Source organism: Streptomyces sp. 6-11-2, from assembly GCF_006540305.1.
Taxonomy (GTDB): domain Bacteria; phylum Actinomycetota; class Actinomycetes; order Streptomycetales; family Streptomycetaceae; genus Streptomyces.
In genome coordinates, this window is sequence record NZ_BJOR01000001.1 from 5,423,652 (window position 1) to 5,449,440 (window position 25,789).

General features: G+C 70.8%; 21 protein-coding genes. 17 read left to right on the top strand and 4 right to left on the bottom strand.

Annotated elements, in window-relative coordinates; genetic code table 11:
• Positions 1 to 15 precede the first annotated feature (15 nt).
• The 6 genes from uvrB (at position 16) to aroQ (ending at position 7,985) form a co-directional block, all read left to right on the top strand.
• A complete protein-coding gene (gene uvrB, locus TNCT6_RS23905) occupies positions 16 to 2,181 on the top strand; it encodes an excinuclease ABC subunit UvrB (RefSeq protein ID WP_141361973.1) in 2,166 nt (721 codons plus the stop codon).
• Positions 2,182 to 2,313: 132 nt separating this feature from the next.
• On the top strand, positions 2,314 to 2,892 hold the full coding sequence (locus TNCT6_RS23910; protein WP_141361975.1) for a TerD family protein: 579 nt from the start codon (positions 2,314 to 2,316) through the stop codon (positions 2,890 to 2,892).
• Between the two features lie 72 nt (positions 2,893 to 2,964).
• Positions 2,965 to 5,061 (top strand): TerD family protein, encoded by a 2,097-nt coding sequence (locus TNCT6_RS23915; RefSeq protein ID WP_141361977.1) that lies wholly within the window; start codon positions 2,965 to 2,967, stop codon positions 5,059 to 5,061.
• A 176-nt stretch (positions 5,062 to 5,237) separates the two neighbouring features.
• Positions 5,238 to 6,257, top strand: coding sequence for a TerC/Alx family metal homeostasis membrane protein (locus TNCT6_RS23920; RefSeq protein ID WP_141361979.1), 1,020 nt, complete (start codon positions 5,238 to 5,240; stop codon positions 6,255 to 6,257).
• Positions 6,258 to 6,327: 70 nt separating this feature from the next.
• Positions 6,328 to 7,428: a calcium:proton antiporter gene (locus tag TNCT6_RS23925; RefSeq protein WP_141366768.1), complete on the top strand. Its 1,101-nt coding sequence runs from the start codon at positions 6,328 to 6,330 to the stop codon at positions 7,426 to 7,428.
• Between the two features lie 80 nt (positions 7,429 to 7,508).
• Entirely contained in the window at positions 7,509 to 7,985 is a 477-nt protein-coding gene (aroQ, locus tag TNCT6_RS23930) for a type II 3-dehydroquinate dehydratase (RefSeq protein WP_141361980.1), read from the top strand.
• Between the two features lie 237 nt (positions 7,986 to 8,222).
• On the opposite strand, the gene TNCT6_RS23935 is transcribed toward aroQ, so the two are convergent.
• Together TNCT6_RS23935 and TNCT6_RS23940 are read right to left on the bottom strand one after the other, a co-directional pair.
• Positions 8,223 to 8,879, bottom strand: coding sequence for an MBL fold metallo-hydrolase (locus TNCT6_RS23935; RefSeq protein WP_141361982.1), 657 nt, complete (start codon positions 8,877 to 8,879; stop codon positions 8,223 to 8,225).
• Positions 8,880 to 8,927: 48 nt separating this feature from the next.
• Entirely contained in the window at positions 8,928 to 9,614 is a 687-nt protein-coding gene (locus TNCT6_RS23940) for a maleylpyruvate isomerase family mycothiol-dependent enzyme (protein ID WP_141361984.1), read from the bottom strand.
• Between the two features lie 234 nt (positions 9,615 to 9,848).
• On the opposite strand from TNCT6_RS23940, the gene uvrA reads away from it, so the two are divergent.
• Positions 9,849 to 12,869 (top strand): excinuclease ABC subunit UvrA, encoded by a 3,021-nt coding sequence (gene uvrA, locus TNCT6_RS23945; protein WP_141361986.1) that lies wholly within the window; start codon positions 9,849 to 9,851, stop codon positions 12,867 to 12,869.
• A gap of 61 nt (positions 12,870 to 12,930) precedes the next feature.
• Here the strand turns inward: uvrA and TNCT6_RS23950 are convergent, their stop codons facing one another.
• The gene (locus TNCT6_RS23950; RefSeq protein ID WP_141361988.1) at positions 12,931 to 13,842 is read right to left on the bottom strand and encodes a carbohydrate kinase; all 912 of its coding nucleotides are present in this window, start codon (positions 13,840 to 13,842) and stop codon (positions 12,931 to 12,933) included.
• Positions 13,843 to 14,012: 170 nt separating this feature from the next.
• On the opposite strand from TNCT6_RS23950, the gene TNCT6_RS23955 reads away from it, so the two are divergent.
• On the top strand, positions 14,013 to 14,441 hold the full coding sequence (locus TNCT6_RS23955) for a Rieske (2Fe-2S) protein (protein ID WP_141361990.1): 429 nt from the start codon (positions 14,013 to 14,015) through the stop codon (positions 14,439 to 14,441).
• Positions 14,442 to 14,465: 24 nt separating this feature from the next.
• Here TNCT6_RS23955 and TNCT6_RS23960 read toward each other — a convergent pair whose 3' ends face one another.
• A complete protein-coding gene (locus tag TNCT6_RS23960; protein ID WP_141361992.1) occupies positions 14,466 to 15,413 on the bottom strand; it encodes a hypothetical protein in 948 nt (315 codons plus the stop codon).
• Between the two features lie 275 nt (positions 15,414 to 15,688).
• Between TNCT6_RS23960 and uvrC the strand changes: the two genes are divergently transcribed.
• The 9 genes from uvrC to TNCT6_RS24005 all read left to right on the top strand — a co-directional run bounded on the left by uvrC (position 15,689) and on the right by TNCT6_RS24005 (position 25,704).
• Positions 15,689 to 17,833 carry an excinuclease ABC subunit UvrC gene (gene uvrC / locus TNCT6_RS23965; RefSeq protein WP_141361994.1) on the top strand — a complete coding sequence of 715 codons (2,145 nt, stop codon included), beginning with the start codon at positions 15,689 to 15,691 and terminating at the stop codon, positions 17,831 to 17,833.
• Positions 17,830 to 18,831 (top strand): RNase adapter RapZ, encoded by a 1,002-nt coding sequence (rapZ, locus tag TNCT6_RS23970; protein WP_141361996.1) that lies wholly within the window; start codon positions 17,830 to 17,832, stop codon positions 18,829 to 18,831. Before uvrC ends, rapZ begins: the two co-directional genes overlap by 4 nt.
• Positions 18,828 to 19,922 carry a uridine diphosphate-N-acetylglucosamine-binding protein YvcK gene (gene yvcK, locus TNCT6_RS23975; protein ID WP_141361998.1) on the top strand — a complete coding sequence of 365 codons (1,095 nt, stop codon included), beginning with the start codon at positions 18,828 to 18,830 and terminating at the stop codon, positions 19,920 to 19,922. The genes rapZ and yvcK overlap by 4 nt, the downstream gene beginning before the upstream one ends.
• The gene (gene whiA, locus TNCT6_RS23980; RefSeq protein ID WP_141362000.1) at positions 19,913 to 20,902 is read left to right on the top strand and encodes a DNA-binding protein WhiA; all 990 of its coding nucleotides are present in this window, start codon (positions 19,913 to 19,915) and stop codon (positions 20,900 to 20,902) included. Before yvcK ends, whiA begins: the two co-directional genes overlap by 10 nt.
• Before the next feature lie 687 nt (positions 20,903 to 21,589).
• Complete coding sequence (gene gap / locus TNCT6_RS23985) at positions 21,590 to 22,597, top strand: type I glyceraldehyde-3-phosphate dehydrogenase (protein ID WP_141362002.1); 1,008 nt, start codon at positions 21,590 to 21,592, stop codon at positions 22,595 to 22,597.
• A gap of 165 nt (positions 22,598 to 22,762) precedes the next feature.
• Positions 22,763 to 23,974: a phosphoglycerate kinase gene (gene pgk / locus TNCT6_RS23990; protein WP_141362004.1), complete on the top strand. Its 1,212-nt coding sequence runs from the start codon at positions 22,763 to 22,765 to the stop codon at positions 23,972 to 23,974.
• A 6-nt stretch (positions 23,975 to 23,980) separates the two neighbouring features.
• Positions 23,981 to 24,757, top strand: a complete 777-nt coding sequence (gene tpiA, locus TNCT6_RS23995) for a triose-phosphate isomerase (RefSeq protein WP_141362006.1) — start codon at positions 23,981 to 23,983, stop codon at positions 24,755 to 24,757.
• 159 nt (positions 24,758 to 24,916) lie between these two features.
• Positions 24,917 to 25,153: a preprotein translocase subunit SecG gene (gene secG / locus TNCT6_RS24000; protein WP_100569504.1), complete on the top strand. Its 237-nt coding sequence runs from the start codon at positions 24,917 to 24,919 to the stop codon at positions 25,151 to 25,153.
• A gap of 215 nt (positions 25,154 to 25,368) precedes the next feature.
• Positions 25,369 to 25,704, top strand: coding sequence for an RNA polymerase-binding protein RbpA (locus TNCT6_RS24005; protein WP_073952427.1), 336 nt, complete (start codon positions 25,369 to 25,371; stop codon positions 25,702 to 25,704).
• Positions 25,705 to 25,789 lie beyond the last annotated feature (85 nt).

The following is a 25,789-nucleotide window of genomic DNA, read 5'->3' on the forward strand; positions in this document are numbered from 1 at the left end:
CGTACGGTGGATGTCATGCGGCCCGTCTCTCACATCGAACGCACGGTGGCGCCCTTCGAGGTCGTCAGTCCCTACCAGCCCAGCGGCGACCAGCCGCAGGCCATCGCCGAACTCGCCCAGCGCATCGAGGCGGGGGAGCCGGACGTCGTCCTGCTCGGCGCCACCGGCACCGGAAAATCCGCCACCACGGCGTGGATGATCGAGAAGCTGCAGCGACCGACCCTCGTCATGGCGCCGAACAAGACGCTCGCCGCCCAGCTGGCCAACGAGTTCCGCGAACTGCTGCCGAACAACGCGGTCGAATACTTCGTCTCGTACTACGACTACTACCAGCCCGAGGCCTACGTCCCGCAGTCGGACACCTACATCGAGAAGGACTCCTCGATCAACGAGGAGGTCGAGCGCCTGCGCCACTCGGCGACCAACTCACTGCTCACCCGTCGCGACGTCGTCGTGGTCGCCTCCGTCTCCTGCATCTACGGCCTGGGCACCCCGCAGGAGTACGTGGACCGCATGGTGCCCCTCCGGATCGGCGATGAGATCGACCGTGACGAGCTGCTGCGCCGCTTCGTGGACATCCAGTACACGCGCAACGACATGGCGTTCACCCGCGGCACCTTCCGGGTGCGCGGCGACACCATCGAGATCTTCCCGGTCTACGAGGAGCTGGCCGTCCGTATCGAGATGTTCGGCGACGAGATCGAGGCGCTGTCGACCCTGCACCCCCTCACCGGCGAGATCATCAGCGACGACCAGCAGCTGTACGTCTTCCCGGCCTCGCACTACATCGCCGGTCCCGAGCGCATGGAGCGGGCGGTCAGGGGCATCGAGAAGGAGCTCGAGGAGCGCCTGGCCGAGCTGGAGAAGCAGGGCAAGCTGCTGGAGGCCCAGCGACTGCGGATGCGCACCACCTACGACATCGAGATGCTCCGCCAGATCGGCACCTGCTCCGGCGTGGAGAACTACTCGATGCACTTCGACGACCGCGCGCCCGGCACCCCGCCCAACACCCTGCTCGACTACTTCCCGGACGACTTCCTGCTCGTCATCGACGAGTCGCACGTCACCGTGCCCCAGATCGGCGCGATGTACGAGGGCGACGCCTCCCGCAAGCGCACCCTCGTCGAGCACGGCTTCCGGCTGCCGTCCGCCCTGGACAACCGCCCGCTGAAGTGGGAGGAGTTCCAGAAGCGCATCGGACAGACGGTGTACCTGTCGGCGACGCCGGGCAAGTACGAGCTGTCCCGCTCGGACGGGCAGGTCGAGCAGATCATCCGCCCCACCGGCCTGGTCGACCCGCAGGTCGTCGTCAAGCCCACCGAGGGCCAGATCGACGACCTGGTGCACGAGATCCGCGGGCGCGTGGAGAAGGACGAGCGTGTCCTGGTCACCACGCTGACCAAGAAGATGGCCGAGGACCTGACGGACTACTTCCTGGAACTCGGCATCCAGGTGCGCTACCTGCACAGCGATGTCGACACCCTGCGCCGGATCGAGTTGCTGCGCGAGCTGCGCAGCGGCGAGTTCGACGTCCTGGTCGGCATCAACCTGCTGCGCGAGGGCCTCGACCTGCCCGAGGTGTCACTGGTGGCGATCCTCGACGCCGACAAGGAGGGCTTCCTGCGCTCGGGCACCTCACTGATCCAGACCATCGGCCGCGCGGCGCGCAACGTCTCCGGCCAGGTCCACATGTACGCCGACAAGATCACCCCGGCGATGGAGAAGGCCATCGAGGAGACCAACCGCCGCCGGGAGAAGCAGATCGCGTACAACAAGGCGAAAGGCATCGACCCGCAGCCGCTGCGCAAGAAGATCAACGACATCGTCGCGCAGATCGCCCGCGAGGAGGTCGACACCGAGCAGCTGCTCGGCTCCGGGTACCGCAAGGGGAAGGAGGGCAAGGGCGCGAAGACCCCCGTGCCGTCCCGCGGCGAGAACGGCGCCAAGGCCGCCGGTGCCGCAAAGCCGGCCAAATCCGCCAAGTCCGCCAAGGGCAAGGCGAAGGAGACGGTGCCCACCGACCGTCCCGCCGCCGAACTCGCCGAGCAGATCGAGGAGATGACGGAGCGGATGCGCGCCGCCGCCGCCGACCTCCAGTTCGAGGTCGCGGCCCGGTTGCGCGACGAGGTCGCGGAGATGAAGAAGGAACTGCGTCAGATGCGCGAGGCGGGGCTGTCCTGACCGACTGCGCTGTGTTGCAAGACCGACACAAAGTGCGGACCCGTGTGCGGCGGAGCCACTGCCGCTGCGTAGGGTTCTTGGCAGCCGCGGTACCGGCGGCGACAGGGGCGTAGCTCGAGAGGGGAATCAGCCGTGACCGTCAACTTGACCAAGGGTCAGGCCATCAGTCTGCAGAAGAACGACGGGGGCAGCCTGACCGCGGTCCGTATGGGTCTCGGCTGGCAGGCGGCTCCGCGCCGGGGCCTGTTCGGCTCGCGCACGCGCGAGATCGACCTCGACGCCTCCGCCGTGCTCTTCGCCGAGAAGCAGCCGGTCGACGTCGTCTTCTTCCGCCACCTGGTGAGCGACGACGGCTCCGTGCGCCACACCGGCGACAACCTGGTCGGCGGCGCGGGGCAGGGCGGCGACGACGAGTCGATCCTCGTCGACCTCCAGCGCGTCCCGGTCCACATCGACCAGATCGTCTTCACCGTGAACTCCTTCACGGGCCAGACCTTCCAGGAGGTGCAGAACGCGTTCTGCCGCCTGGTCGACGAGACCAACGGCCAGGAGCTCGCCCGCTACACCCTCGCCGGCGGTGGCAACTACACCGCCCAGATCATGGCGAAGGTGCACCGCGTGAACGGCGCCTGGACGATGACGGCCCTCGGCGCCCCCGCCAACGGCCGCACCTTCCAGGACCTGATGCCGACGATCCTGCCGCACCTGTAGAACGGCCCGAACGGTTCGGATTGTCCGGACGGTCGGCGGGCGACAGCACATGACACCAGGGGGACGAAGGCGATGACGGCCGAGCTGGTGCGGGGGCAGAACCACCCGCTCTCCGAGGTCCGCCTGGAGATCCGGATCTCGGCCGGCTGTCCGGTCGTGGCTGCGGCCACGCTCAGCGACGACAGCGGCAGGGCGCGGGGCGCCGAGTGGGTGGTGCACCCCGGCGCTCCCGTCCTGCCCGGTCTGGAGGTCTCGCGCCAGGCAGCCGCCGACCACCGGCTCGCCGTCGACCTGGGTGCCATACCCGAGGCGGTGCACCGCGTCGACGTGCTGCTGGCCCTGCCCGCCGCGAGTGGGGGCCCGACCCGGTTCGGCGCGGTCGCCGCCCCCTTCGTCGCGGTCACCGGCCCGGACGGCACCGAACTCGCCAGCTATACGATCACCGGCCTGGACGCCGAGTCCGCCGTGATCGCGATGGAGCTGTACCGCCGCCAGGACTCCTGGAAAGTGCGCGCCGTCGGCCAGGGCTACGCGGGCGGCCTCACCGAACTTCTCAGTGACCTGGGGCTGACCCAGGCCGCTGAACTGGCCACCGCCACCGAGGAGGCGGTGGCCGAGGGACTGGCCCGCTCGGTGGCGGCACCCCCGCCCCGCACGACGGATGAAGCCCGTTCCCACCAGGCCTCCGCGCCGCCCGGGCCGAACCCCGCTGCTTCCGTTTCCTCCCACGAGGGTTCTTCCCACGAGGGACAGGTCTCCGGGACCGCCGGGCCCTCGGCGCCGCAGTCCGCGGGCCCAGGAGGATCCGGAGGCGGGACCCCCGCGGCCGGACCAACGACATCGGTGCCCGCGGGCGGAACCATCGACTACCGGCACCCGCGGCGACAGCCCGCACCCCCGCCCGGACAGCCCGCACAGCCCGCACCCCCGTCCGTACAGCCCGCACCCCCGCCCCGGCAGCCTTCGGCCCCGTCCGGACAGCCCGCGGCGCCACCGGCCGCACCGGCCGCGAGTCCCGGCCACGCCGGGCAGCCCGCGCGGCCCGTCGCGGGGGACGCGACCGGGTGGTCGATGGAGGAGCGGCTCTACAACCAGGTCTGGGGGATGTTCGAGGACCTGGCCCGCACCACGGCCGCCTACCGCAGTGCCGTCGACTTCGCCGAGTCGCGCATGGAGAAGGAGCTGGACCAGGTCCTGTCCGACCCGCGCAGCCGCATCGGCGGTCAGGGCGATGCCGCCCGGGAGGCGGCCCGTGCCAAGCACGCGCGGCTCGTCGACCAGGCCAGGGCGTCGCTCGACAGAGACCTGGCCCAGCTCACCGACGAGTCCGAGGTCGTCGAGCCGGCCCTGCCGGCGGCGTACGCCCGCTGGGACAACCCGGTCTGGCACGGCTACCGCGTGCCGATGGAGATCCCCATGGCGGTACGCCTCGGCGATCTCCACCTGCCCGAGGACCCGTCCCTGCGCATCCCCATGCTGATCCGGCTGCCGCTGGAGCGCGGCCTGTGGATCGACAGCGGCCGCTGGGCGTCCCCCGACGAAACCTTCGCGGACGCGGGCGAACGGCGCCGCCTGGCGATGGAGGCGGCCGTGGCGCACGCGGCCCGGCTGATCGCCGTCTACCCGGCGGGCGAGTTCGGCGTCCACGTCATCGACCCGGCCGGATCCGGAGCGCAGGCACTCGCGCCCCTGGTGCACACGGGCGTGCTCGCGGGGCCGCCCGCGGCCGGCGCTGCCGGGGTCGCCGATGTCCTGAGCCGGCTCACCCAGCGGGTCGACCTGGTGCAGATGGCCGTGCGCGGGGGCGCGCCGGACGCGCTGCCGCCCGGCTTCGACGCCGCCGAACAGCTGCTGATCGTCAACGACTTCCCGCACGGATTCGACGACCGCGCCGTGACCCAGTTGCGCTACCTCGCCGACGAGGGCCCGGCCGTGGGTGTCCACCTGATGATGGTCGCCGACCGCGAGGACGCCGCCGCCTACGGCCCGTTGCTCGACCCGCTGTGGCGTTCGCTGATGCGACTGACCCCGGTGCCCGACGACCACCTCGCCGACCCCTGGGTCGGACACGCCTGGACGTACGAGCCGCCGGTGGTGCCGCCGGGCAGCCAGGTGCTCCAACTGGTGCTCACCGAGGTCGCGGCGGCCCGGCGCGACGGGAGCCGTTGAGCGGTCCCGACCGGGGCCTCGGTCGCCTCAGTCGTCGCGACTGGAACCGCTGAGCCCGGGTACACGCCCCGCACCACCCCTTCCCAAGGAATAGTAAATCCCTCTGACCTGCAACTTTGATCTTTTCTTTGCCTTGCTCTTTACCATTCCTTGGGGTTCGGGTACCGTTTTGTCCTGTGAATGTCTCGTTGTCCCTGTGGGTCCTGACCATCATCGGCCTGGCCGCCCTGATCGCCGTCGACTTCTTCATCGGCCGCAAACCCCATGACGTGTCGATCAAGGAAGCCGGGATCTGGACGGCCGTCTGGGTCGTCCTGGCCGGTCTCTTCGGGCTCGGTCTGCTCGTCTTCGGCGGCGGCCGCCCAGCCGGCGAGTTCTTCGCCGGCTTCATCACCGAGAAGTCGCTGAGCGTCGACAACCTCTTCGTCTTCGTCCTGATCATGGCCAAGTTCGCCGTGCCGTCGCAGTACCAGCGACGGGTGCTGATGATCGGCGTCCTCATAGCCCTGGTGCTGCGGGCCGGCTTCATCGCCGCCGGAGCCGCGATCATCGCGAGCTTCTCGTGGGTGTTCTTCCTCTTCGGCGCCTTCCTGATCTGGACCGCCTGGAAGCTCATCAAGGAGGCCCGCTCCGGCGGGGACGAGGAAGAGGACTTCGAGGAGAACAAGCTGCTCAAGGCCGCCGAGCGCCGCTTCGGCGTGGCCGACCGCTACCACGGCACCCGGCTGTGGATCCGGCAGAACGGCAAGCGGGTGATGACGCCGATGCTGGTCGTGATGCTCGCGATCGGCACCACCGACATCCTGTTCGCCCTCGACTCCATCCCCGCGATCTTCGGCCTCACCCAGGACCCGTACATCGTCTTCACCGCCAACGCCTTCGCGCTGATGGGCCTCCGGCAGTTGTACTTCCTGATAGGCGGCCTGCTCAAGAAGCTGGTCCACCTGTCCTACGGCCTGTCGGTGATCCTCGGCTTCATCGGCGTCAAGCTGGTGCTGCACGCGCTGCACGAGTCCGGCGTGCATGTCCCCGAGATCAGCATCCCGGTCTCCCTCGGTGTGATCTGCGCGGTTCTGGCCGTCACCACCGTCACCAGCCTGCTGGCCGCCCGGAAGCAGGCCGCGAAGGAGGTGCGGGAGACGGAGGCACGGGAGGCGGGCCACGAGGACGCGGCGAAGGACCGGGTCGATGCGTGAGCGTGAGCGGGAGCACACCCGGCCCCTCATCGCGCATGCGATCGTTCCGGGACTCTGCGACGATCGCAGCATGATCACGCGGCTCAGGGGACTCTTGACGGCGTGGACGATCATCGTGCCGGTTCTCGCGGTCGTCCTGCTGATCCTCACCTGGGGGCGGTCCCTGCCCGGCGCGGTCGTCGGCGTGGTCACCCTGGTCCTCGCCGGCTCGGTCCTGGCCGCGGTGCACCACGCGGAGGTGGTCGCCCACCGGGTCGGAGAACCCTTCGGCTCCCTGGTCCTCGCGATCGCCGTCACCGTCATCGAGGTCGCGCTCATCGTGACCTTGATGGCGGACGGCGGCGACAAGTCCTCGACGCTCGCCAGGGACACGGTGTTCGCGGCCGTGATGATCACCTGCAACGGCGTGGTCGGACTCAGTCTGCTGGTCGGCTCCCTGCGTCACGGCACGGCCGTCTTCAACGCCGAGGGCACCGGCGCCGCGCTCGCCACCGTGGCGACCCTGGCCACGCTCAGCCTGGTCCTCCCGACGTTCACCACCACCCAGCCGGGACCGCAGTTCTCCGGAGTCCAGCTCACCTTCGCCGCGATCTCCTCACTCGTCCTGTACGGCCTGTTCGTGACCACCCAGACCGTGCGGCACCGCGACTACTTCCTGCCGATCACCCGGCAGGGCGAGGTGATCACCTCCGAGGACCACGCGGCGGCGCCGTCCACCCGCACCGCCTGGATCAGCGTGGGACTGCTGGGCCTGGCCCTGGTCGGCGTGGTCGGACTGGCCAAGGGCGTGTCGCCCACCGTCGAGTCAGCGGTGGAGTCCGCAGGTCTGCACCACGCGGTCGTCGGAGTGATCATCGCCCTGCTCGTGCTGCTGCCCGAGACCATCGCCGCGCTGCGCTCCGCCCGGCGCGACCGGGTGCAGACCAGCCTCAACCTCGCTCTGGGATCCGCGATGGCCAGCATCGGCCTGACCATCCCGGCCGTCGCGCTGGCGTCGCTGTGGCTGTCCGGGCCGCTCGTCCTCGGCCTCGGTCCCACTCACATGCTGCTGCTCCTGCTCACCGTGGTGGTCAGTTCGCTGACCGTGGTGCCGGGACGGGCCACGCCGCTCCAGGGCGGTGTCCATCTGGTGATCTTCGCGGCCTATCTGGAGCTGGCGATCAACCCCTAGGCGAACCGGCGTGCCGTGATAGACCGGCTCCGAACGGCGGTCGCCCATCGGCCGCGTCGGACGAACGGACCGGAGGAACCGTGCCCCGCACCCTGGCCAACGCCCCGATCATGATTCTCAACGGCCCCAACCTGAACCTGCTCGGGCAGCGGCAGCCGGAGATCTACGGCTCCGACACGCTCGCGGACGTCGAGGCACTGTGCGCCAAGGCGGCCGCGGCGCACGGCGGCACGGTCGACTTCCGCCAGTCCAACCACGAGGGCGAACTGGTCGACTGGATCCACGAGGCCCGGCTGAACCACTGCGGAATCGTCATCAACCCCGCCGCCTACTCGCACACCTCCGTCGCCCTCCTCGACGCGCTCAACACCTGCGACGGGATGCCGGTGGTGGAGGTGCACATCTCCAACATCCATCAGCGCGAGCAGTTCCGGCACCACTCCTACGTCTCCCTGCGCGCCGACGGCGTCATCGCCGGGTGCGGAGTGCAGGGCTACGCGTTCGCGGTGGAGCGGGTCGCGGCACTGGCCGGCGCACAGCGGGCGGCCGACGCGTAGCCGCCCGCGGCGCGTGGCCGGGGCCGCCGGTCGAGGGCGGGACAGAGGACCGGCGGCCCGTACCGCGCGGGAGCCGTCTTCCCACGCGGGGCTGCCCCCAGTCGACTGCGCGACGACGCGGAGGGGGAGCGGGTGCGTGCCACCGCTGTGTGCGCGGGGTGCACACGGGGTGCGCGGGGTGCACAGGCGGAGAGCGGCGTGCGGCCGTACGCCGCCCGTTCACCACCCACCGCCCGTTCACCAGCCGCGCGCGTGCCACTCCGGCAGATGCGGGCGCTCGGCGCCCAGCGTGGTGTCGTTGCCGTGGCCCGGGTAGACCCAGGTCTCGTCCGGGAGGACGTCGAAGATCTTCGTCTCCACGTCGTGGATCAGGCCGGCGAACGCCTTCGGGTCCTTGCGGGTGTTGCCCACCCCGCCGGGGAAGAGGCAGTCGCCCGTGAACACGTGCGGATGCCCGTGCGGGTCGTCGTAGACCAGCGCGATCGAGCCGGGGGTGTGGCCGACGAGGTGGCGCGCGGTGAGTTCCACCTGCCCCACCCGCACGGTGTCCCCGTCGCCCACGAGGACGTCGGTCGGCACCGGGATGCCCTCGGCGTCGTCCCGTCCCGCGTACGTACGCGCGCGCGTGGCCGTCACGACCTCCGCCAGCGCCTGCCAGTGGTCGGCGTGCCGGTGGGTGGTGACGACGGAGGCGATGCCGTCGTCACCGATCATGCCGAGCAGCGTGTGCGCGTCGTTCGCCGCGTCGATCAGCAGTTGCTCGTCCGTGGCCCGGCAGCGCAGCAGATAGGCGTTGTTGTCCATCGGGCCGACCGCGATCTTGGTGATCATCAGGTCCTTCAGCTCGTGCACGTCCGCCGGGCCGCCGACCTTCACCTCTCCGCTGTACGTCATGGCCGTCAGCCTATAGCGGGGGCAGCCGCCCGGGGACCGCGCACGCGGCTACAGCGGCGGCAGTGCCGGGAGCGAGCCGCCCGCCACCGTCAGGGCGGATCCGTCGCGGCGCCCCGCGAGCCAGCCGAGCAGGTCCGCCCGGCCCCCCGTGACGGTGACCGCGGGCTCCTCCGCCTCCCGGCCCGTGTCCCACGCGTGCGTGCCGTCCGTCAGCCGGGCCGGCGGCACGTCCGGGTGCCCGGAGAACCGCTGGGCCAGGAACTCGATCTCCCGCTCGACGAACTCCGCCGGCAGGTCCTCGAGCTCGTGGCCGATGCCGAGGTCCACGTGGTGCAGTTCGACCTCCACCCAGCGCCGGAAGGGCACCCGGGACGCGGAGTCGGTGACGCCGTTGCGCAGCTCCACGGTCCGCGACCAGTCCGCGGGCTCGGCCGCCGTCCGCTGGAAGCGGGCCGCGGTGTCGCGCACGTCGGTGACCTGGACGTCGAGGGGGCGCGGGGCGTCGCGCTCGATGTCGGCGTCCCGGGTCTCGGCGGACGCGTACATGGGACGGCCCTCGAAAACGTTCACCAGCGCGTCCGCGTTGCGGGCGAGATGGGCCAGGATGTGGCCCCGGGTCCAGCCGGGCAGTCGTGACTGGTCGGTCACAGCCGCGTTGTCCAGCTTGCCGACAGCGGTCAGCAGTCGTTCGGTTGCGTCCTGCACAGACGCCAGGTCGCGCGCGTGATCAATCATGACGCCGACCCTAGTCGCGCCACACGTTCGGGTGAAGGCGGTGAAGGACGGCCGTAAATCGAATGTACGTGCTATAAGGTCGGATGCGGCATCGGGCATGCTGGAGAGCCGGGGATTGTTGTGTATCCGGGCGCATCCGGGAATCCCGCCCGGCGTTGTCAGTGGCTCCCCCTAGTCTGAGAAAGCACGGGGGCCCCGCCCCTGTCACTTCTCTCAAGAAAGGTGCGGACCGGCGTGGCCGACCGTCTCATCGTCCGTGGCGCGCGCGAGCACAACCTGAAGAACGTCTCGCTCGACCTGCCTCGGGACTCGCTCATCGTCTTCACGGGCCTGTCCGGGTCGGGCAAGTCCTCCCTGGCCTTCGACACCATCTTCGCCGAGGGGCAGCGGCGCTACGTGGAGTCGCTCTCCTCGTACGCCCGCCAGTTCCTCGGCCAGATGGACAAGCCGGACGTCGACTTCATCGAGGGCCTCTCGCCGGCGGTCTCCATCGACCAGAAGTCGACCTCGCGCAACCCGCGCTCGACGGTCGGCACCATCACCGAGGTCTACGACTACCTGCGCCTGCTCTTCGCCCGCATCGGCAAGCCGCACTGCCCCGAGTGCGGCCGCCCGATCTCACGGCAGTCGCCGCAGGCCATCGTCGACAGGGTGCTCGAGCTGCCGGAGGGAAGCCGCTTCCAGGTGCTCTCGCCGCTGGTGCGCGAGCGCAAGGGCGAGTTCGTCGACCTCTTCGCCGACCTCCAGACCAAGGGCTACTCCCGCGCGCGCGTGGACGGCGAGACCGTCCAGCTCTCCCACCCGCCCACGCTGAAGAAGCAGGAGAAGCACACCATCGAGGTGGTCGTCGACCGCCTCACGGTGAAGGACTCCGCCAAGCGCCGCCTCACCGACTCCGTCGAGACCGCGCTCGGCCTGTCCGGCGGCATGGTCGTGCTCGACTTCGTCGACCTGCCCGAGGACGACCCCGAGCGCGAGCGGATGTACTCGGAGCACCTGTACTGCCCGTACGACGACCTGTCCTTCGAGGAGATGGAGCCCCGTTCCTTCTCCTTCAACTCGCCCTTCGGCGCTTGCCCCGAGTGCACCGGCATCGGCACCCGCATGGAGGTCGACCCGGAGCTGATCGTCCCGGACGAGGAGAAGTCCCTCGACGAGGGCGCCATCCACCCCTGGTCGCACGGGCACACCAAGGACTACTTCGGCCGGCTGGTCGGCGCCCTCGCCGACGCCCTCGGCTTCCGCACCGACATCCCCTTCGCGGGCCTGCCGCAGCGCGCCAAGAAGGCCCTGCTTTACGGCCACAGGACGCAGATCGAGGTCCGCTACCGCAACCGGTACGGGCGCGAGCGCGTCTACACCACGCCCTTCGAGGGCGCCGTGCCGTTCGTCAAGCGCCGGCACAGCGAGGCCGAGAGCGACGCCAGCCGCGAGCGCTTCGAGGGCTACATGCGCGAGGTGCCCTGCCCCACCTGCGAGGGCACGCGCCTGAAGCCGGTCGTCCTCGCGGTCACGCTCATGGGCAAGTCGATCGCCGAGATCTCCGCGATGTCCATCAGCGACTGCGCGGACTTCCTGCGCGGGCTGAAGCTGGACGCGCGCGACAAGAAGATCGCCGAGCGCGTCCTCAAGGAGGTCAACGAGCGGCTGCGGTTCCTGGTCGACGTCGGCCTCGACTACCTCTCGCTGAACCGCGCGGCCGGCACGCTCTCCGGCGGCGAGGCCCAGCGCATCCGCCTGGCCACCCAGATCGGCTCCGGCCTCGTCGGCGTCCTGTACGTCCTCGACGAGCCGTCCATCGGCCTGCACCAGCGCGACAACCACCGGCTGATCGAGACCCTGGTCCGGCTGCGCGACATGGGCAACACGCTCATCGTCGTCGAGCACGACGAGGACACCATCAAGACCGCCGACTGGATCGTCGACATCGGCCCCGGCGCGGGCGAGCACGGCGGCAAGGTCGTGCACAGCGGCTCCCTGAAGGAACTGCTCGCCAACGCCGAGTCGCAGACCGGGCAGTACCTGGCCGGCAAGAAGGCGATCCCGCTGCCCGACATCCGGCGCCCGCTCGACCCGTCCCGGCAGCTCACCGTGCACGGCGCCCGGGAGAACAACCTGAAGGACATCGACGTGTCCTTCCCGCTCGGCCTGTTCACGGCGGTCACCGGAGTCTCCGGTTCCGGCAAGTCGACGCTGGTCAACGACATCCTGTACACCCACCTGGCCCGCGAGCTGAACGGCGCCCGCAACGTGCCCGGGCGGCACACGCGCGTGGACGGCGACGACCTCGTGGACAAGGTGGTGCACGTCGACCAGTCGCCCATCGGCCGCACCCCGCGGTCCAACCCGGCGACGTACACCGGCGTCTTCGACCACATCCGCAAGCTGTTCGCCGAGACCACCGAGGCGAAGGTCCGGGGCTACCAGCCCGGCCGCTTCTCCTTCAACGTCAAGGGCGGGCGCTGCGAGAACTGCGCGGGCGACGGCACCATCAAGATCGAGATGAACTTCCTGCCGGACGTCTACGTCCCCTGCGAGGTCTGCCACGGCGCCCGCTACAACCGGGAGACCCTGGAAGTCCACTACAAGGGCAAGTCCATCGCCGACGTGCTCAACATGCCGATCGAGGAGGCGACCGAGTTCTTCGAGGCCGTCCCGGCGATCGCCCGCCACCTCAAGACCCTCAAGGACGTCGGCCTCGGTTACGTCCGGCTCGGGCAGTCCGCGACCACCCTGTCCGGCGGTGAGGCGCAGCGCGTGAAGCTCGCCAGCGAACTGCAGCGCCGCTCCACCGGGCGCACGGTCTACGTCCTGGACGAGCCCACCACCGGTCTGCACTTCGAGGACATCAGCAAGCTGCTGAAGGTGCTGTCCGGACTGGTCGACAAGGGCAACACGGTCATCGTCATCGAGCACAACCTCGATGTGATCAAGACCGCCGACTGGGTCGTCGACATGGGCCCCGAGGGCGGCGCCGGCGGTGGCCTGGTCATCGCCGAGGGCACGCCCGAGCAGGTCGCCGGCGTCCCGGCCAGCCACACCGGGAAGTTCCTGCGCGAGATCCTTCAGCCGGACCGGATCAGCGATGCCGCATCCTCGGCCAAGGCCCCGCGCGGGACCGCCGTCAAGAAGGCCGTCGCGGCCGCGTCGACGACCCGGAAGACGGCCACGGCGAGGACGACGACCAAGGCCAACAGCACGGCGAGCAAGAAGGCGACGCCCGCGAAGAAGACGACGCGGGCCCGCAAGGCCTGAGACACAGTCCGGCCACAGCGCCCCGCGGGCACTCCTGCGGGGCGCTGCTGGCACCGGAGGCCTACGGCGCGCCCACCTCCGCCGCGTACGGCGGCTCCGCTCCCGCGCGCGAGCAGGTGATCGCGGCCGCGCGGGCCGCGAACCGCAGCAGCCGGCTCCAGCCCGAGGCCCCGAGGCCCGCGAGGCCCTCGGGGGAGAGGGCGTCCTGCACGGCCAGTCCGTGCAGCAGGGCCGCGTTCACGGTGTCGCCCGCGCCGATGGTGTCGACGACGTCGACCTTCTCGCCCGGAACGGAGTGCTCCGCGCCGTCCCGGGTGTACGCGGTGAGCCCGTCGCCGCCGTGGGTGATCACCACCGCCCCGGGCCCGGCGGCCAACCACTCGCGCGGAGTGCCGCCCAGCCACCCCGCGTCCTCCTCGGAGAGCTTCAGCAGCGACACCGAGGGCAGCCAGCTCATGAAACGCGCCCGGTAGGCGTCAGCGTCCGCGATCAGTCCGGGCCGGACGTTCGGGTCCAGCGCGGTGAACACACCCTGCGCGGAAGCCGTCCGCATCAGCTCCTCGTAGGCGGTCGCGCCCGGCTCCAGCACCAGCGAACAGGTGCCGAAGGACACCGCGCGGGTTCCGGCGGGAAGGGCGGCGGGCGCCGTGAACAGACGGTCGGCGGTGCCGTCGACGTAGAACGAGTACGCGGCGGAGCCGTCGGTGCCGACCGTGGCGACCGCCAGCGTCGTCGGCTCGGCGCCGCGCTGCACACCGGACACGTCCACCCCGGCACCCCGCAGCCCGTCGAGCAGGGCCTCGCCGAAGGCGTCGTACGACGTGCGGGAGCAGAACGCCGTGGGCGAGCCGAGGCGGCCCAGCGCGACGGCCGTGTTGTACGGGCCGCCGCCGAGCGCCGGTCTGAGGTCCGCGAGGGCGCCCCTTCCCCGCGGTACCAGGTCGATCAGGGCCTCACCGGCGACGACGATCACGAGTCGGTTCCTCTCTCGGACAGCTCGGGCCGGGAAGCTATCCCATTGCGCGCCGGAGGTACAACGCCGGCCCGGGTCGTCCGCGTCCGTCCGTCCGACCCGCCCCCGTCCGGTCCGGGCCCGGTGGGTATCGTCGGCGTTGTCCAGCCCCTTGACCAGTGGAGGCCTTCATGTCCGGCCGCCCCTCCGCGAGCCGCCGCACGATCCTGCGGGGAGCGGCCCTCACCCCCGCCGTCGCGCTCGGGCTCACTGCCTGCGGACCGATCGGCGGCGGCGTCACGACCCCCGCCACGCCCACCGCGCCGGTCGACCTCGGCGCCGAGAGCGAGGTCCCCGAGGGTGGCGCCAAGCTGTACCGGGACCACAACGTGGTGGTCAGCCGGGGCGCGGACGGCACCCTCAAGGCGTTCAGCACGATCTGCACGCATGCGCAGTGCCCGATCAACAAGCTCCAGGGGACGAAGCTGATCTGCCCCTGCCACGGCAGCGAGTTCGACGCCACGACCGGCGAGGTGGTGCGCTCCCCGGCAAGCACGCCGCTGCCCGAACTGCCCGTGCGCGCCGAGGGCGGCAGGCTCGTCGCCGGACCCGGGGCCTGACATCCGGCCGCCGGTCCGGCCCGCTCACTCCCAGTCCCAGCCGACCCCCACGGTCCCCGACCGCACGCGCGGCTCCACGAGGTGCACCGAACGGTGCCGCTCGCTCACCGGCAGCTCCCGGCGGCCGCTGCGCGGAGCCGCCGCCGACGCCTGAGTGAACCGGTGGCAGCGCACCGGCAGGGTGCCGGCGTCGAACCGGACCTGGAGGGCGTACTGGCCGCCGGCGGAGGGGAACTCCCGGACGTACTCGCGCGTCGTCCCGGCCGTTCCGTCCTCCACGCCGTGCCGGAACAGGAACGTGTCGCCGGCCCGCAGCCGGGTGTCGAAGAGCAGCTCGGCCACCAGCACCCCGGTGTCGTGGTGCCGGCGTATCCGGCCGGTGCGGCAGTTCTCCAGGGCCCGCACGGTCATCCGCTCCGGCGCGCAGCCCGGATCGCCGTGATGGACGGCCACGAAACGGTCCACGCCGTCCCGGTGGGCGCGCACGATGTGCTCGGACTCGCGGCCCGCGAGTTCGCGCCGCGCCCCGATCAGCACCCGCTCGTGGTGCCCGAGCACGTGCAGCCCGCCGCCGGGTGGGCAGTCCAGTTCCGCCAGCAGCCCGCGCAGCACGTCCGAGGCCCGGACCAGGGAGCGGTAGGAGCGGACGCCGGGCCGCCCGCCGGCCGTGTGCTCGTCGGCGTCGGCCAGCAGCCGGATCAGCGACTCGTCCGGCAACCGCAGAATCTCCTCCAGCGCCCGTACGGCCCGCAGTGACTCCGGGCGCTGCGGGCGCCGGGCACCCTGCTGCCAGTAGCTGAGGCTGGTGACGCCGACCTTCACCCCGTAGCGCGTCAGATGGTGCTGCACGCGCTGCAACGGCAGTCCACGAGCGGCGATCGCGGCGCGCAGCGCCACGTGGAAGGGGCCGCCCCGCAGGACCGTGTCCAGTTCCGCGGTGGCGACGTCCGCCTGCTGTGGGGCGTGCGGCATGCGCGGGCCTTTCTGTGAAGGTGCGGGCGGCTCGGCGGACCCTTCACGCGGGTCGTCGGGGCCGCCCCGCGCGAAGGCAGGGTTCTTCACATCCGTACGCCGTCGTTCACGGCCCCGAGTTCCAACGCATTGAAGCGTGTTGACCAAGTCCCGACAACACCTGAGACCCGACAGGAGTGAGCTCCTGGCCGAGGAAGCAGCCCCGGCCGGGGCGCGTCGCGGCCCGGGTCGTGGAGGGCCGCCGCGGTGTCGGTGCTCGACAGTAGGGTTGAGTCATGGCCGACCCCTCCAGCTACCGCCCCAAGCCGGGAGACGTCCCGGACTCCCCCGGGGTCTACCGGTTCCGTGACGAGTACCGCCGGGTCATCTACGTCGGAAAGGCCAAGAGCCTGCGCCAGCGCCTGGCGAACTACTTCCAGGACCTCGCGAACCTTCACCCGCGCACCCGCAGCATGGTCACCACGGCCGCGTCCGTGGAGTGGACGGTGGTGTCCACGGAGGTCGAGGCGCTGCAGCTGGAGTACTCCTGGATCAAGGAGTTCGACCCCCGGTTCAACGTCAAGTACCGCGACGACAAGAGCTACCCGTACCTCGCGGTGACGATGAACGAGGAGTTCCCACGCGTGCAGGTGATGCGCGGCCACAAGAAGAAGGGCGTGCGCTACTTCGGGCCGTACGGGCACGCGTGGGCCATCCGCGACACGGTCGACCTGCTGCTGCGCGTCTTCCCGGTGCGCACCTGCTCGGCCGGTGTCTTCAAGAACGCCGCCCGCACCGGCCGCCCTTGCCTGCTGGGCTACATCGGCAAGTGCTCCGCGCCCTGCGTCGGTCGTGTCTCCGCCGAGGAGCACCGTGAACTGGCCGAGGACTTCAGCGACTTCATGGCCGGCCGCACCGGCACGTATCTGCGCCGCCTGGAGAAGCAGATGACGGAGGCGGCCGAGGAGATGGAGTACGAGCGGGCCGCCCGCCTGCGCGACGACATCGAGGCCCTGAAGAAGGCCATGGAGAAGAACGCGGTCGTGCTCGCCGACGCGACCGACGCCGACCTCATCGCCGTCGCCGAGGACGAGCTGGAGGCCGCGGTGCAGATCTTCCACGTGCGCGGCGGACGGGTGCGCGGCCAGCGCGGCTGGGTGACCGACAAGGTGGAGGACGTCACCACCGGCGCCCTCGTCGAGCACGCCCTGCAGCAGCTGTACGGCGAGGAGAGCGGGGACGCCGTGCCCAAGGAGGTCCTCGTCCCGGCCCTGCCCGACCCGGTCGAACCGGTCCAGGAGTGGCTCGCCGAGCGCCGCGGGTCGAACGTCTCGCTGCGCATCCCGCAGCGCGGCGACAAGAAGGCCCTCATGGAGACCGTGCAGCGCAACGCCCAGCAGGGGCTCGTCCTGCACAAGACCAGGCGCGCCTCCGACCTCACCACGCGCTCGCGTGCCCTGGAGGAGATCGCCGAGGCCCTCGACCTCGACAGCGCCCCCCTCAGGATCGAGTGCTACGACATCTCCCACCTCCAGGGCGACGACGTGGTGGCCTCCATGGTCGTCTTCGAGGACGGCCTCCAGCGCAAGAGCGAGTACCGCCGCTTCCAGATCAAGGGCCGTGCCGGAGACACGCAGCTGTGGCACGGCGAGGGCCAGGACGACGTCCGCTCCATGCACGAGGTGATCACCCGCCGCTTCAGGCGCTACCTCGCGGAGAAGGAGAAGACCGGCGAGTGGGCCGACGGCGAGGACGTCCTGGTGAACGGCTCACCCGGTGGCTCCCTCGACGGCTCGCCCGACGACGCACCCGGCGGCCCCGTCGTTGCCCTCACCGAGGACGACGGCCGTCCCAAGCGCTTCGCCTACCCGCCCCAGCTCGTCGTCGTCGACGGCGGGCAGCCCCAGGTCGCGGCCGCCCAGCGGGCCCTGGACGAACTCGGCATCGACGACATCGCCGTGTGCGGACTGGCCAAGCGCCTGGAGGAGGTCTGGCTGCCCGGCGACGACGACCCGGTGGTCCTGCCCCGCAGCAGCGAGGGCCTGTACCTGCTGCAACGCGTGCGCGACGAGGCCCACCGGTTCGCCATCACCTACCAGCGCACCAGACGGGCCAAGCGCTTCCGGGCCGGGCCCCTGGACGACGTGCCCGGCCTCGGCGAGACACGCAAACAGGCGCTGATCAAGCATTTCGGCTCGGTGAAGCGGCTGCGGTCCGCGACAATCGACCAGATCTGCGGGGTACCCGGTATAGGCCGCAAGACGGCCGAGACCATCGCCGCGGCACTCGCCCAGGCGGCCCCGGCCGCACCCGCCGTCAACACGGCGACTGGAGAGATCATGGAAGACGTGGAAGAAGCGCCACCGGCGACGACGGCGGGTGACGCGGAGACGCCCGTGTCCACGGGCGTTCCGGACGACCGACGGGGGCAGGAGACATGACCGAGCACGACGCACGGCGAAGCGCCGAGCGAGATCAGTCCCACGAGGGACCGCGCGAGGAACAGAACGAGCGCGCGTCCAAGGAAAACGGAGCACAGGTGAGTACGGGCATCGACACGGCCGGCGTCCCCGACACGGCCATTCCCGAACTGGTGATCATCTCCGGCATGTCCGGGGCAGGCCGGTCCACGGCCGCCAAATGTCTGGAGGACCTCGGCTGGTTCGTCGTCGACAACCTGCCGCCGGCGCTGATCCCCACCATGGTGGAGCTCGGTGCCCGCTCGCAAGGCAACGTGGCACGCATCGCGGTCGTCGTCGACGTCCGCGGCCGCCGCTTCTTCGACAACCTGCGCGAGTCCCTGGCCGGCCTGGAGGCCAAGAACGTCACCCGGCGGATCGTTTTCCTGGAGTCCTCGGACGAGGCCCTGGTGCGCCGCTTCGAGTCGGTGCGCCGGCCCCACCCGCTCCAGGGCGACGGCCGCATCGTCGACGGCATCGCCGCCGAGCGTGAGCTGCTGCGCGAGCTGCGCGGCGACGCCGACCTGGTGATCGACACCTCCAGCCTCAACGTGCACGAACTGCGCGCCAAGATGGACGCCCAGTTCGCCGGCGAGGAGGAGCCCGAACTGCGGGCCACCGTGATGTCGTTCGGCTTCAAGTACGGCCTGCCGGTCGACGCCGACCTGGTCGCCGACATGCGGTTCCTGCCCAACCCGCACTGGGTCCCCGAACTGCGCCCGTACACCGGCCTGAACGACGAGGTCGCCGCGTACGTCTTCAACCAGCCCGGCGCCAAGGAGTTCCTCGACCGCTATGCCGAGCTGCTGCGGCTCATCTCGGCCGGCTACCGGCGCGAGGGCAAGCGGTACGTGACCATCGCGATCGGCTGCACGGGCGGCAAGCACCGCTCGGTGGCCACGTCGGAGAAGCTCGCCGCGCGGCTCGCGGCCGAGGGCGTGGAGACCGTCGTCGTCCACCGGGACATGGGGCGCGAGTGAGCGGACGTACTCCGCGGCTGAGCAGGCTGCGCCGGGTGGTGCCGGAGGGGCGTTCGGCACGTCAGGCGATCGCGGCGCGCGCGGGGCGCCCGGCCGAGGCGCGGGGCGGCCGGGCGCGCCGCCGCGGCGCTCAGCCCAAGGTGGTCGCCCTCGGCGGCGGCATGGGCCTGTCCGCCTCGCTCGCCGCACTGCGCCGGATCACCGGCGACCTCACCGCAGTCGTGACCGTGGCCGACGACGGGGGCTCCAGCGGGCGCCTGCGCGACGAGCTGGGCGTGCTGCCGCCCGGGGACCTGCGCAAGGCGCTGGCCGCGCTGTGCGGCGACGACGACTGGGGCCAGACCTGGGCCCGGGTGATCCAGCACCGCTTCACCTCCCAGGGCGACCTGCACGACCACGCGGTGGGCAACCTGCTGATCGTCGCCCTGTGGGAACAGCTCGGCGACCATGTCCAGGCGCTGGACCTGGTGGGCAAGCTGCTGGGGGCGCACGGGCGCGTGCTGCCCATGTCCGCCGTGCCCTTGGAGCTCCAGGCCCTGGTCAAGGGGCACGATCCGGAGCGGCCCGAGGCCGTCGACACCGTGCGCGGCCAGGCCACCGTCGCGCTCACCTCGGGCGAGGTGCAGTCCGTGCACCTGGTGCCGAACGACCCGCCCGCCGTGCCCGAGGCCGTGGACGCGGTCCTGGACGCGGACTGGGTGGTGCTCGGACCCGGCTCCTGGTTCTCCTCGGTCATTCCGCACCTGCTGGTGCCCGAGCTTCTGGACGCGCTCACCGAGACCAGGGCACGCCGGGTGCTGTCCCTGAACCTCGCGCCGCAGCCGGGAGAAACCGAGGGCTTCTCCCCGCAGCGTCATTTGGAGGTTTTGGGACGACACGCCCCTAAACTCGCCCTGGACGTGGTGCTGGCCGACGAGGCCGCCGTGCCCGACCGCGAAGTGCTGACCGAGGCCGCCAAGCGGTTCGGCGCCGCGGTCGAGCTCGCGCCGGTGGCCCGGAGGGACGGAACTCCGCGGCACGACCCGGAGCAGCTGGCCGCCGCGTACGACCGTATTTTTCGGATGCATGGAAGGATCGGCCCATGGCGATGACGGCAGCGGTGAAGGACGAGATTTCCCGGCTCCCCGTCACCCGGACCTGCTGCAGGAAGGCGGAGGTCTCCGCCCTTCTGCGGTTCGCCGGCGGCCTCCACCTGGTCAGCGGGCGGATCGTGATCGAGGCGGAACTGGACACCGCCATGGCGGCACGGCGCCTGAAGCGGGACATCCTGGAGATCTTCGGTCACAGCTCCGAGCTGATCGTGATGGCGCCGGGCGGGCTGCGCCGCGGCTCGCGCTACGTCGTACGCGTCGTCGCGGGCGGTGACCAGCTGGCCCGCCAGACCGGTCTGGTCGACGGTCGGGGCCGGCCGATCCGCGGCCTGCCGCCGCAGGTGGTCTCGGGGGCCACCTGCGACGCGGAGGCCGCCTGGCGCGGTGCCTTCCTGGCCCACGGCTCGCTCACCGAGCCGGGCCGCTCCTCCTCCCTGGAGGTGACCTGCCCGGGCCCGGAGGCGGCCCTCGCGCTGGTCGGTGCCGCGCGCCGGCTGTCCATCGCCGCGAAGGCCCGGGAGGTGCGGGGCGTGGACCGGGTGGTGGTCCGTGACGGCGACGCGATCGGCGCCCTGCTGACCCGTCTGGGCGCCCACGAGTCCGTGCTGGCCTGGGAGGAGCGGCGGATGCGCCGCGAGGTGCGCGCCACGGCCAACCGCCTCGCCAACTTCGACGACGCCAACCTGCGCCGCTCGGCGCGCGCGGCCGTCGCGGCCGGCGCGCGGGTGGCCCGCGCCCTGGAGATCCTCGCCGACGACGTCCCCGAGCACCTCGCCGCCGCGGGACGCCTGCGCATGGAGCACAAGCAGGCCTCCCTGGAGGAGCTGGGCGCCCTCGCCGACCCCCCGCTGACCAAGGACGCCGTCGCCGGCCGCATCCGCCGCCTGTTGGCCATGGCCGACAAGCGGGCCTCCGACCTCGGCATCCCCGGCACCGAGGCGAACCTCGCCGACGAACTGGCGGACAACCTGGCGGGCTGACCCGCGCGGGCCCGGCCGACCGGCCCGGCTTCATGTTCCGACCGGATCACGTCCTGATCGTTCCCGACCGCCCTGCCGCCTCCGGTCGGCCGCGTCTCCTGCCACGGGTCGGTCGGCACCCCCCACCGCCCCCGCAGGCCGCCACCGGGCGTGCCGCCTCACGTCGACCGTCACCACACTCCGACCGGCCGCCATCGGCCAACCAGCACCGGCTGGTTGACCGATGGCGGCCGGTCGGTTGGTGTGCAACTACCGACGGTGACCGGCCCGGGCCGGGCGACGCGGGTCGGCGACGGTGCTTGACAGGCTGCTTCGGCCACCGCGGGGAGGGGTGGCCCGGGTGTGGACGGGGCGGTGGGTTCGGTCTGCCGCCGCGGCGGCCCCGTGGGGGAATTGACGGGTTTGCCGGAAGTCCGGATTGGTCGGAGATCATGGCATTTCACAAGTGAGCTGAGGTGCTCACGAACGAGTGACCAACACGGTCAATTGGTATGGGCAATCCATAGCGAAATCGGGTGATCCCGGCGGCCTGTGCGAGGGGTTCGGGCCTTTGTCGAAGTCGTGCTGTCCAGGACGCGTCCGGATGTCACTTCGGAGGCCTTGGAGGGGTAGGGTCGTGGGTGGTCGGGGACATCCCAATACAGCTCGCCGGCGTCGAAACCGGCGTACCAACGAGGAGATCGGTTCGTGACGATCCGCGTAGGCATCAACGGCTTTGGCCGCATCGGTCGTAACTACTTCCGCGCGCTGCTGGAGCAGGGTGCAGACATCGAGATCGTGGCTGTCAATGACCTGGGTGACACCGCGACCACCGCTCACCTGCTGAAGTACGACACCATCCTGGGCCGCCTCAAGCAGGAGGTCTCCCACACCGCCGACACCATCACCGTCGACGGCCGCACCATCAAGGTGCTGTCGGAGCGCAACCCCGCCGACATCCCCTGGGGTGAACTCGGCGTCGACATCGTCATCGAGTCCACCGGCATCTTCACCAAGAAGGAAGACGCCGAGAAGCACATCGCCGGCGGCGCCAAGAAGGTCATCATCTCCGCCCCGGCGAAGAACGAAGACGTCACCATCGTGATGGGCGTCAACCAGGACAAGTACGACCCGGCCAATCACCACGTCATCTCCAACGCCTCCTGCACCACCAACTGCGTGGCGCCGATGGCGAAAGTCCTCGACGAGAACTTCGGCATCGTCAAGGGTCTGATGACCACCGTGCACGCGTACACGAACGACCAGCGCATCCTGGACTTCCCGCACAAGGACCTGCGCCGCGCCCGTGCCGCCGCCGAGAACATCATCCCGACCACCACCGGCGCCGCCAAGGCCACCGCCCTGGTGCTGCCGCAGCTCAAGGGCAAGCTGGACGGCATCGCCATGCGCGTCCCGGTTCCCACCGGCTCGGTCACCGACCTCGTCGTCGAACTCTCCCGCGAGGTCACCAAGGAAGAGGTCAACGCCGCCTTCCAGAAGGCCGCCGAGGGTGAGCTGAAGGGCCTCCTGGACTACACCGAGGACCCGATCGTCTCCTCGGACATCGTCAACGCCCCGGCGTCCTGCACGTTCGACTCCTCCCTGACCATGGTTCAGGACGGCAAGAACGTGAAGATCATCGGCTGGTACGACAACGAGTGGGGCTACTCCAACCGCCTCGTCGACCTCACGGTCTTCGTCGGCAACCAGCTCTGACCGGCAGGGCAGGCACCTCGATGTGAGATCAGGGCCCGGGCGGCGCGCCGACGCGCCGTCCGGGCCCTGACGCACGTACAGCGGGCCGAACGACCACAACCCGCCCACGTGCGGATCGATCAGCCCTCGTACGATCAAGAGCCCCCTCCTCAGGAGTCCCACCCAATGAAGACGATCGACGAACTTCTCTCCGAAGGCGTGGACGGCAAGCGGGTCTTCGTCCGCGCCGACCTCAACGTGCCGCTGGCCGACGGTGTCATCACCGACGACGGCCGCATCCGCGCCGTCCTGCCCACCGTCAAGGCCCTCGCCGAGGCCGGCGCCCAGGTGGTCGTCGCCTCCCACCTGGGCCGCCCCAAGGGCGCCCCGGACCCGGCCTTCTCGCTGCTGCCCGCCGCCGAGCGGCTCGGTGAACTCCTGGGTGCCCCCGTGGCGTTCGCCCAGGACACCGTCGGCCCGGCCGCCCACGCCGCCGTGGACGGCCTTCAGCCCGGCCAGGTCGCGGTCATCGAGAACCTGCGGTTCAATCCCGGCGAGACGTCCAAGGACGACGCCGAGCGGGGCGAGTTCGCCGACCGGCTCGCCGCCCTCGCGGACGTCTACGTCGGCGACGGATTCGGCGCCGTGCACCGCAAGCACGCCTCCGTCTACGACCTGCCGGCCCGCCTTCCGCACTACGCCGGCTACCTCATCGCCACCGAGGTCGGTGTCCTGAAGAAGCTCACCGAGGACGTCCGGCGGCCCTACGTCGTCGCGCTCGGCGGCGCCAAGGTCTCCGACAAGCTCGCCGTCATCGACGAGCTGCTCGGCAAGGCCGACCGGCTGCTCATCGGCGGCGGCATGGCGTACACCTTCCTCAAGGCCCAGGGCCATGAGATCGGCACCTCCCTCCTTCAGGAGGACCAGCTCTCCGCCGTCAAGGAGTACATCGAGCGGGCCGAGAAGACCGGCGTCGAGCTGGTCCTGCCCGTGGACACGCTGGTCGCGCCCGAGTTCCCGGACCTGAAGGCCAAGGCCCCGGTCCACCCCACCGCCGTCGCCGCGGACGCCATGCCGGCCGGCCAGCAGGGCCTGGACATCGGCCCGGAGTCCCGCAAGCTGTACGCCGCGAAGCTCGCCGACGCCGCCACCGTCTTCTGGAACGGCCCGATGGGCGTCTTCGAGCACCCCGACTTCGCCGAGGGCACCAGGGCGGTCGCCCAGGCCCTGGTCGACTCGGACGGCTTCACCGTCGTGGGCGGCGGCGACTCCGCCGCGGCGATCCGTACGCTGGGCTTCGACGAGTCGGCATTCGGCCACATCTCGACCGGCGGCGGCGCCTCCCTCGAATACCTCGAGGGCAAGACGCTCCCCGGCCTCGCCGCACTGGAGGACTGAAACCGTATGAGCACGCGCACGCCGCTTATGGCGGGCAACTGGAAGATGAACCTCAACCACCTCGAGGCCATCGCGCACGTCCAGAAGCTCGCCTTCGCCCTTGCCGACAAGGACTACGAGGCCGTCGAGGTCGCCGTCCTGCCGCCCTTCACCGACCTGCGCTCCGTGCAGACGCTGGTCGACGGCGACAAGCTCAAGATCAAGTACGGCGCCCAGGACGTCTCGGCGCACGACACCGGCGCGTACACCGGCGAGATCTCCGGTCCGATGCTGGCCAAGCTGAAGTGCACCTATGTGGTGATCGGCCACTCCGAGCGTCGGCAGTACCACAACGAGACCGACGAGCTGGTGAACGCCAAGGTCAAGGCCGCCTACAAGCACGGCCTGACCCCGATCCTGTGTGTCGGCGAGGAACTGGACGTCCGCGACGCGGGCAACCACGTCACGCACACGCTCACCCAGGTCGAGGGAGGCCTGAAGGACCTCCCGGCCGAGCAGGCCGAGTCGATCGTGATCGCCTACGAGCCCGTCTGGGCCATCGGCACCGGCAAGGTCTGCGGCGCGGCGGAGGCCCAGGAGGTCTGCGGCGCCATCCGCGGCAAGCTCGCCGAGCTGTACTCGCAGGAGGTCGCTGACCAGGTGCGCATCCAGTACGGCGGCTCGGTGAAGTCGGGCAACGTCGCCGAGATCATGGCGCAGAAGGACATCGACGGCGCCCTGGTCGGCGGTGCCTCGCTGGACACCGACGAGTTCGTCAAGATCGTGCGCTTCGGCGAGCAGTGAGCCGGGGCCCGTCGCGGGCACCGGGCCGGGCCCGCCGTGAGCGGCGGGCCGGGCTGTGAGTATGCGCGGGCGGCGATCCGTCGTACCCTTGCGGGGGCATGGTAGGCATGACCTGCCACACCCCGTCGTCCATCCGAATCCGAGGAAGTTGGTCCAGCCGTGGTTTTGGGGTTCTCGATCGCCCTGATCGTCTTCAGCCTGCTGCTGATGCTGCTGGTGCTGATGCACAAGGGGAAGGGCGGCGGCCTCTCCGACATGTTCGGTGGCGGTATGCAGTCCTCCGTGGGCGGCTCCTCGGTCGCCGAGCGCAACCTCGACCGCATCACCGTGGTCATCGGCCTGCTGTGGCTCGCCTGCATCATCGTGCTCGGCATCCTGATGAAGACGAGCAGCTGACGAGCGGCTGCCCGTCGGTCGGGACCGCACATTCCGTACGTAAGGCCCCATGGTCGGTACGCGTTCCTGAGCGCGGCCTATCATGGGGCTTGCGTCTGTGTGGGAGCGGTAACTCCCATCACTGGACGCGCGTTGGGCCTTACGTAGACTGAGGCGCTCGCGGCGAAGCGGAGGCCGACCCGTTTCGCGGCACCATCACGCAGGGAGTTACGACCGTGGCAAGTGGCAACGCGATCCGAGGAAGCCGGGTCGGGGCGGGGCCGATGGGCGAGGCCGAGCGTGGCGAGTCCGCGCCGCGTCTGCGCATCTCCTTCTGGTGCTCCAACGGACACGAGACCCAGCCGAGCTTCGCCAGCGACGCGCAGGTTCCCGACACCTGGGACTGCCCGCGCTGCGGTTTTCCGGCCGGTCAGGACCAGGACAACCCGCCGGCCCCGCCGCGGACCGAGCCCTACAAGACGCACCTGGCCTATGTGCGGGAGCGCCGCAGCGACGCGGACGGTGAGGCGATCCTCGCCGAGGCGCTCGCCAAACTCCGGGGCGAGATCTAGGACTTGAGGTCCGGTCGGCCGCCTTCGGGCGCGGGGCCGGACCTGTTGCGTACCGGACCTGTCGCGTATCCGGACGGACCGGCCG